The following is a 7,239-nucleotide window of genomic DNA, read 5'->3' as shown; positions in this document are numbered from 1 at the left end:
CTAAAGGTTGTAGGAGATTATGGAAAAGCAATGTATCCAGGGGAGTCTTTTCATCTCCTTCTTGGTAACAAACTACGTATACCTTGTCGGCTAAAAGTAGCTGGTCAACGACTTTGGTATGTAGAAATAGGAACAGAACAGGTAAGGCTTAATTTGAGAATGAACGAAATCTATGAGATTCAATTTTAAAATGTTGGGGAAGCTTGATTAAATATAGAGCTTCCCATTCTTTTTGGTCAACAACTCAAGCAAAATAAGGACAACTCGGTCTGTCAGTTGTTGGGCATATGAGATTGTCATTAACAAAGTAGAATTTCAAGACGTTTTCATCAACTTCATTTATAAGTAAACGAAGAATATTTTCGTCAATTAAAATAAACTTATTTGTCTTATGAAGTTTAATTATACCTTTTTCAATTTCTACAATGTCTTTACAAGATAGAACATAAGGTAACTTTCTTTTAACAGTAGAAAGACTTACAATACTTTCTCCAGAAATTTTACTTTTATTCAAATCTTCTTCTTTGAGATATCGATACTGTTCTTTTTTATTCAATCTACTATTTTCAGGAAGAGCCATCCAAGAATAAATAATATAACTAAATTTACTATCGTTAAGATGAGCTAAAGGGATTGGTATATTCATCGAATAACAACTCCCTTTTTAGTAATCTTAACTAAGCCTAATTTAATTAGTTTATCTAATGCTTGTTGAGCTTCTTTATCGCTTATACCGAGTTCTTTTCTACCTATCGAAATTAATTGTTCGCGGTATTGTTTTTTATTAGCTTCCATATTTACATCCTCCAATTGATATTTTTCTACACATTATATTTCTATCTGTAGAAACAAAAACGTAAATCAATCGGAGGAAATTTTTAGAAATTTTTTACGAAAGATCAAGTGGTTCATTTATATTTATGCTGTCAAGAATTTCTCCAAACTGACTAGCTAATTTTTTCTCTAATTCAACCGCTTTGAAGTATATTTCATCATACTTTCTTCTTTCCATAACTTCTAAGCAGTAATTACGAGCTCTCCTTATCTTCTTTAGCATCTCAATTTTCATTTGAAGTTCCATTTGTACGATACCTCCATAATTTTTTATAGAAGTTATATCGTACAAAAATGAAATGTAAAGCTAATATTTAATTTCTGCTTTTGGGGAATTTCTTTTGTCATAATGCAAATGATACAGTTCATTTAGAAGCTTCCACTTTTCAGAGACTTCCATGTTCTTAATAATTTCTAAAACCTCAGTAGCTTTCATGTTCATTTTCTGAATCCTCCTCTAACCAGTTATAGAAAACTGGGTTTTTAATTGTACCAAAGCTTAATGTTGCATGTTGATCCTTTTTGTAAGTATATGCTTGCTCTACCCATTCTTTAATCATACCTCTCATGTTATAAATATCTATGACAGTAGTAAGCATCTTACAAATAGTATTAGTGAATTCAAAATCATTAATAGCTTCAATATCATCTAAAGAACAGTCTGGTATTATAAAGCCTTTAGAAATTTGGTATTTATAAGCATCTTCAATTTCTAACAATTGATTTGGTTGTAAATTTATTTCATTATTCCTAATCATAATCTTAATCCTTTGTTTTAAAGTCATTGGTAAATCTGTATCCCAAAGTAATTCATATATATCTATATGGTTAAGATTAGAATTATGGTTTTTATTTATTTCATTATTTTTATATATTTCTTTTTTATTTATATTTTTATATGCCATACCCAAATGGAAAGGCTTGCCTTGCTCTTTTGGAAATCCTTGAATTTCCCTTTTGTCATACCTAGAATTTTCGTCAAAAATACCTTTTCCTTGAGTTTCCAAAGGTTCATCAGTTTTTTCTTCTTTATTTTCTTTTTTCAGGTCTTCCTTTTTGTCAGAGCTGACTTGGAACTGCTCAAATATTTTATCTGTGATGTGGAAGTATTTTCTTGCTGGTTGTCCCATAATTAAAGTCTCAATGTACCCAGCTTCTTCTAAATCTTTGATTGCTTTTAGTTGTTGTTTGTATGTAAGAGCTGTTTCTTCTTCGATTGTTTCTGATGTTAAATAGAAGTATTCTTTACCGTTCTTGTTAGTAATCATTTCCTTGTTTTTAAAGCTTTCATAACTTGAACATAACTGACCAAAAATAATTGAAGCATTAACTGATACTTCTCTCGCAATATCTTTGTTGAACATAACAAAAGCATTTCCACCTAAAATTGAAAGTAGATTCATTTTTATCCTCCTTATTATTGACGACAGAAGGAATATTGTTATAATAAAATAAACAGAATATTCTTCTGTACTGGTAGGAGATGGTTCCAAAAGCTCGCCAGCTTAACCATCTCTTATTTTATTATATCATTTTTCTGAATATTCGTGAAATATAAGTTAGGTATATATACCTATATTTTTAATCCTTTTAAAGCTCCATACTGCTTATGTTTCTTTTCAATATCTGTTCCCCAAAGATTTACATACCTCTTTGTAATTGTCATATCACTATGACCAAGCATAGTCATTAGACTAAAAGCATCTACACCTGACATAATCATTCTTTTTGCCATTGTATGCCGAAAAGTATGAGGACTAACTCTTTTACTTATCTTTGCTTCCTTTCCATACTTTTGGAATCTAGTTTGTATACTATGCCGATTAAGTTCTTTGTTATCTTGACTAATAAATAACTTATTAGTCTCTACTTTTCCTCTTAGCTTAATATAACGTTCAATTTGTTGTTGTGTTATATCAGATAAATATACAGTTCTTTCAAAAAGGTTTTTTGTTTTTCTTATTATCACCTTATTTCCTTGTACATCATCTACTTCTATTCCAACTAACTCAGAAAGCCTAACTCCAGTATCAAGAAACACCAATAAAATTACTTCATCTCTAAATGAAACAAAAGTTTTCTTTTTTCTAATTGTCTTGATTAGGTTCTCAATCTCTTCGTTATTAAGAGTTTCAATAAGTTTTTGACGATCTCTAAGAAGTTTTATATCCTTCATAGGATTTTTCTTTATAAACTTCTTTTTATATGCAAAATTGAAAAATGAACGTAATGCACGTAGCCTAGTATTTACAGAAGTAATACTCATGAACTCTTTACTTTTCAAAATAAATTCTTCAACATCATTTGGTGTCCAGCTAATTAACGGTTTAGATAGAAGTTTCTTTGCAGCCATTAACTCATTTTCATAATAGTTTAAAGTAGCAGGTCTAAGGTTTCTTATATAACAGTCTCGTAAGAATGCTTTATATAATTCCTCTTCCTTTTTTTCACTATCGTCATAAATTAAATTAAGCTCTTCCTTCGAAAGTTCTCCTCGTCTCCGTTTCATTTCAATCACCTCAAGGCATAAGATTCAAGGCACACGATTTTTAATTTGTAAACAAATAAAAAAGACTTCCAACAGAATGTTGAAAGTCTTAATTAATCAATATTTGATACCGGTGGTCGGGGTCGAACCGACACTCCAGAGGAACACGATTTTGAGTCGTGCGCGTCTGCCAATTCCGCCACACCGGCATATTCTTATCGTCTTAGGATAGCTAACATTATCTCAAGACAAAGAATATCATACCACGATAATAATACTTTGTCAAACCAATTTACTGTCTCTTTTACTGATGGAATAAATCGTTTCCTTCCCATTCTTCTCGAAGCATCCCCAAACGAATGGAATCATAGTATTCCCCTTTGTAATATCGTACCTTCCTAATTCTTGCTTCTTCTTTCATCCCGAGATTTTCCCCAACCTTAATCATTCTTATGTTTCCAGACCAAGTCGTGTAACCTACACGGACCAATGGCAACGTATTAAATAAATGATTAATCCAAAGCTTGATTACTCTTTTTCCATAGCCACCATTCCAGTAATTTGGGTCATAAATGACAATTCCCATTTCAAGCCAATGAGAAGGTTTATGCTCCCAGTAATAACCGACAGTCCCAATTACGACATCATTTACTTCGATTGCCCAGCGTCGTTCATTTGCGACGTAATCATCCTTTTGACGTAAAAATTCTTCATATGAAATATTTTTGTGCTCATAGTATGGAGCATCCCATTTTTTCCACTCGGGAGAATCCTCTTTATATATAAGCTCCCACAATCTCCTTAAGTCATCATCTATTATTGGTCTAATTATTAAATCATTGTCCTGGTAACTCACTTCATCACCTATTTTCCCATTAATAACACAAATCAAACTCTTCTTTTAGAATAGCATACATCTTTAAATCTTGATGTTGCCCCTTTATAAACACACATTTTCGATTCGTTCCTTCATAAGTCATTCCTGCTTTCTCCATCACTCTCTGAGAAGCTATATTCTCCACTAAGCATCTTGCTTGAATACGCACGAGTTCCATTTCTTCAAAGCCAAATTTTATGATTGCTCTTGCAGCTTCCGTCGTAATCCCTTTTCCCCAATGCTCTGGAGCAATCACATAACCAATTTCCCCACTGCGATGATTCGTATTCCATGCCACAAAGTCAATCGTCCCGATGAAAGAACCACTCTCTTTATCTTCAATCCCCCAAGGAGCTATTTTCTCATTCTCGTACTGATTCAGTACAAAATTGATAAACTTTTCCGTATCAGATATACTCTTATGCACATCCCAAGTCACATACTTAGCGACTTCTTCATTACTTGCATATGAAAACATCGCAGCAGTATCTGCAGGAGTTATTTTTCTCAAAAGTAATCGCTCTGTTTCTATTGTAGGCAAATCCCTATAAATTTTCTCTATCATCATTGCACTCACTTCTCTCTAAAAAAATGGCTGACTATAGCATTAAAATTTAACAGAGAACTAAGAATTTTACAATAGTATTTTGAAAGATCAAAAAAAGACTTATGCATCATGCTAAGTCTTTAAATATCGTATGTATTGGTTTAAATGGTGCCGAGGACCGGAATCGAACCGGTACGGTAGTCACCTACCGCAGGATTTTAAGTCCTGTGCGTCTGCCAGTTCCGCCACCCCGGCTAGCTGAAATACTAGCATATTAATTTTATATGAATGGAGGCGGCAACCGGATTCGAACCGGTGAATAAAGGTTTTGCAGACCTTGGCCTTACCACTTGGCTATGCCGCCGTTATTTTTTGGAGCGGAAGACGGGATTCGAACCCGCGACCCCCACCTTGGCAAGGTGGTGTTCTACCACTGAACTACTTCCGCAAATGGCTGGGCTAGCAGGATTCGAACCTACGAATGACGGAGTCAAAGTCCGTTGCCTTACCACTTGGCTATAGCCCATTGAAGAAGATTATAAATAAATGGGGCGATCGATGGGAATCGAACCCACGAGTGTCGGAGCCACAATCCGATGCGTTAACCACTTCGCCACGACCGCCATAATAAAATTGGCAGGGGTAGTAGGAATCGAACCCACACCAAAGGTTTTGGAGACCTTCGTTCTACCTTTAAACTATACCCCTATATATAGAATATATGATTTATTGCTTTTGGTGATGCGAAATTCAAGGAAAGCTTTTTCCTTCGCTACGCTTCTTAAAAATAGCGGAAAGTTATTTTCTCCTTGTGTCGAAAAAACGTTGGTGGAGGGGGACGGATTCGAACCGCCGAACCCGAAGGAGCGGATTTACAGTCCGCCGCGTTTAGCCACTTCGCTACCCCTCCAAGTTTATATATAAATGTATGAAAGTTCATTAAATTGAATTATAACATATTTGTTATAAAAATGGTGGCTCAGGACGGAATCGAACCGCCGACACATGGATTTTCAGTCCATTGCTCTACCGACTGAGCTACTGAGCCAACATAATATTCACCCTACATATAGAAAGCAATTGTCCATCATCCTCATCTCAGAATGCTAATTCTAGAAGCCTCTCGATGAGTATACTGGAAGTTTCTCACGGTAGTTTATTCATCGTGCTCTACCGACTGAGCTACTGAGCCAACATATGTAAAATAAAATGGCGGTCCGGACGGGACTCGAACCCGCGACCTCCTGCGTGACAGGCAGGCATTCTAACCAACTGAACTACCGGACCAAAGCTTTTTCGACGAAGGAGAAAATAGCTCTCCTTTACCTTTTCGCAATAGCGAAAATCTCTTTCCCTGTTTTAACAATCTTAGATTGATAAAACCGATTGCGGAGGCAGGATTTGAACCTGCGACCTTCGGGTTATGAGCCCGACGAGCTACCAGACTGCTCCACCCCGCGATAATAGTATATATCTAGTTTAGCTCATGCTTCTAGATAGTTTAAGGACTGTCCCGATTTCAGTTAGTAACTCAAGGAGCGACTCAATCGGTACAACTCGCAGTTTATTCAATGAAGTAACGCTTGTTGCTCCACCCCGCGATAATAATATACTCAAAATCTCCACTTTTGTGAAAATTAGAGATGTGTTACTTTACTATGCTACGCTTCGTAAAATAACATTGGTGGAGGATGACGGGATCGAACCGCCGACCCCCTGCTTGTAAGGCAGGTGCTCTCCCAGCTGAGCTAATCCTCCAAAGTAGTTGTAACAAGTACAACTTTTAATGACCCCTACGGGATTCGAACCCGTGTTACCGCCGTGAAAGGGCGGTGTCTTAACCGCTTGACCAAGGGGCCAGATATAGTAATGGCGGAGAGCAAGGGATTTGAACCCTTGAGACAGGTTTTGCCCGCCTACACGATTTCCAATCGTGCTCCTTCGGCCACTCGGACAGCTCTCCTAATGGCTCCGCGGGTAGGATTCGAACCTACGACCGATCGGTTAACAGCCGATTGCTCTACCACTGAGCTACCGCGGAAAATCAATTAATTATTCCTCTACTTGTGTACCTTCCGATTGTCCTCATCTTAGAAAGTTCATTCAAGTAGCAACTCGATGAGTACAACTCGCAGCATATTCATGATGCATTGCTCGTTGCTCTACCACTGAGTTACCGGGGAATAACACATATAATAGAAATGTTCGCCCGGCAACGTCCTACTCTCACAAGGGGACAGCCCCTAACTACCATCGGCGCTGAGAAGCTTAACTTCCGTGTTCGGTATGGGAACGGGTGTGACCTTCTCGCTATCGTCACCGGACCAATTATTTATCAAGACATATTCTATTATACCGATTTACAATATTATTTCAAGAGAAACTTTAGTTTTGCTACCCATAAATACTATTAAAAAATATCATTGCTTCACAAAAATACTTGTTCCCTCAAAACTAGATAATGAATGAAGAAGAATAGAAAACCGAGTAATC

The 7,239-nt window shown here is 36.3% G+C and carries 10 protein-coding genes, 15 tRNA genes and 1 rRNA gene; 1 reads left to right on the top strand and 25 read right to left on the bottom strand.

Annotation, left to right across the window (positions count from 1 at the left end):
• Positions 1 to 189 (top strand): hypothetical protein (locus BMSHG_RS28930; protein WP_026073624.1); only part of this gene is annotated, 189 nt, incomplete at its 5' end.
• A 55-nt stretch (positions 190 to 244) separates the two neighbouring features.
• On the opposite strand, the gene BMSHG_RS25435 is transcribed toward BMSHG_RS28930, so the two are convergent.
• The 25 genes from BMSHG_RS25435 to rrf form a co-directional block, all read right to left on the bottom strand.
• Entirely contained in the window at positions 245 to 646 is a 402-nt protein-coding gene (locus tag BMSHG_RS25435) for a hypothetical protein (protein ID WP_019157271.1), read from the bottom strand.
• Entirely contained in the window at positions 643 to 795 is a 153-nt protein-coding gene (locus BMSHG_RS28370; RefSeq protein ID WP_019157270.1) for a hypothetical protein, read from the bottom strand. The genes BMSHG_RS25435 and BMSHG_RS28370 overlap by 4 nt, the downstream gene beginning before the upstream one ends.
• Before the next feature lie 94 nt (positions 796 to 889).
• On the bottom strand, positions 890 to 1,081 hold the full coding sequence (locus BMSHG_RS25425; RefSeq protein WP_019157269.1) for a hypothetical protein: 192 nt from the start codon (positions 1,079 to 1,081) through the stop codon (positions 890 to 892).
• A gap of 60 nt (positions 1,082 to 1,141) precedes the next feature.
• On the bottom strand, positions 1,142 to 1,276 hold the full coding sequence (locus tag BMSHG_RS29375) for a hypothetical protein (RefSeq protein ID WP_019157268.1): 135 nt from the start codon (positions 1,274 to 1,276) through the stop codon (positions 1,142 to 1,144).
• Positions 1,257 to 2,237: a hypothetical protein gene (locus BMSHG_RS27285; protein WP_019157267.1), complete on the bottom strand. Its 981-nt coding sequence runs from the start codon at positions 2,235 to 2,237 to the stop codon at positions 1,257 to 1,259. Before BMSHG_RS27285 ends, BMSHG_RS29375 begins: the two co-directional genes overlap by 20 nt.
• 170 nt (positions 2,238 to 2,407) lie before the next feature.
• Positions 2,408 to 3,343: a tyrosine-type recombinase/integrase gene (locus tag BMSHG_RS25410; protein WP_019157266.1), complete on the bottom strand. Its 936-nt coding sequence runs from the start codon at positions 3,341 to 3,343 to the stop codon at positions 2,408 to 2,410.
• A gap of 107 nt (positions 3,344 to 3,450) precedes the next feature.
• Positions 3,451 to 3,531, bottom strand: a tRNA-Leu gene (locus tag BMSHG_RS25405).
• A gap of 95 nt (positions 3,532 to 3,626) precedes the next feature.
• On the bottom strand, positions 3,627 to 4,178 hold the full coding sequence (locus BMSHG_RS25400; RefSeq protein WP_034659450.1) for a GNAT family N-acetyltransferase: 552 nt from the start codon (positions 4,176 to 4,178) through the stop codon (positions 3,627 to 3,629).
• Between the two features lie 19 nt (positions 4,179 to 4,197).
• A complete protein-coding gene (locus BMSHG_RS25395) occupies positions 4,198 to 4,767 on the bottom strand; it encodes a GNAT family N-acetyltransferase (protein ID WP_019157264.1) in 570 nt (189 codons plus the stop codon).
• 145 nt (positions 4,768 to 4,912) lie between these two features.
• Positions 4,913 to 5,001: transfer RNA gene (locus tag BMSHG_RS25390), tRNA-Leu, on the bottom strand.
• Between the two features lie 34 nt (positions 5,002 to 5,035).
• Positions 5,036 to 5,110 (bottom strand) — tRNA-Cys (locus BMSHG_RS25385).
• A 9-nt stretch (positions 5,111 to 5,119) separates the two neighbouring features.
• Positions 5,120 to 5,194 (bottom strand) — tRNA-Gly (locus tag BMSHG_RS25380).
• A gap of 3 nt (positions 5,195 to 5,197) precedes the next feature.
• Positions 5,198 to 5,272, bottom strand: a tRNA-Gln gene (locus BMSHG_RS25375).
• A 21-nt stretch (positions 5,273 to 5,293) separates the two neighbouring features.
• A tRNA-His gene (locus tag BMSHG_RS25370) sits at positions 5,294 to 5,369 on the bottom strand.
• A gap of 11 nt (positions 5,370 to 5,380) precedes the next feature.
• Positions 5,381 to 5,454 (bottom strand) — tRNA-Trp (locus BMSHG_RS25365).
• Positions 5,455 to 5,572: 118 nt separating this feature from the next.
• A tRNA-Tyr gene (locus tag BMSHG_RS25360) sits at positions 5,573 to 5,656 on the bottom strand.
• Between the two features lie 62 nt (positions 5,657 to 5,718).
• Positions 5,719 to 5,794, bottom strand: a tRNA-Phe gene (locus BMSHG_RS25355).
• Between the two features lie 162 nt (positions 5,795 to 5,956).
• A tRNA-Asp gene (locus BMSHG_RS25350) sits at positions 5,957 to 6,033 on the bottom strand.
• 99 nt (positions 6,034 to 6,132) lie between these two features.
• A tRNA-Met gene (locus tag BMSHG_RS25345) sits at positions 6,133 to 6,206 on the bottom strand.
• Between the two features lie 19 nt (positions 6,207 to 6,225).
• Positions 6,226 to 6,363 (bottom strand): hypothetical protein, encoded by a 138-nt coding sequence (locus tag BMSHG_RS28365; protein WP_154651057.1) that lies wholly within the window; start codon positions 6,361 to 6,363, stop codon positions 6,226 to 6,228.
• Between the two features lie 65 nt (positions 6,364 to 6,428).
• A tRNA-Val gene (locus tag BMSHG_RS25340) sits at positions 6,429 to 6,504 on the bottom strand.
• A gap of 29 nt (positions 6,505 to 6,533) precedes the next feature.
• Positions 6,534 to 6,605, bottom strand: a tRNA-Glu gene (locus tag BMSHG_RS25335).
• An 11-nt stretch (positions 6,606 to 6,616) separates the two neighbouring features.
• Positions 6,617 to 6,709, bottom strand: a tRNA-Ser gene (locus tag BMSHG_RS25330).
• A gap of 3 nt (positions 6,710 to 6,712) precedes the next feature.
• A tRNA-Asn gene (locus tag BMSHG_RS25325) sits at positions 6,713 to 6,787 on the bottom strand.
• Positions 6,788 to 6,953: 166 nt separating this feature from the next.
• Positions 6,954 to 7,070 (bottom strand): 5S ribosomal RNA (rrf, locus tag BMSHG_RS25320).
• Between the last annotated feature and the right edge of the window lie 169 nt (positions 7,071 to 7,239).

Origin of the sequence: Robertmurraya massiliosenegalensis JC6 (assembly GCF_000311725.1) — a bacterium.
Classification (GTDB): Bacteria; Bacillota; Bacilli; order Bacillales; family Cytobacillaceae; genus Robertmurraya; species Robertmurraya massiliosenegalensis.
The sequence above is the reverse complement of the archived record's forward strand: the minus strand, read 5'-3'. Positions and strand labels throughout refer to the sequence as shown.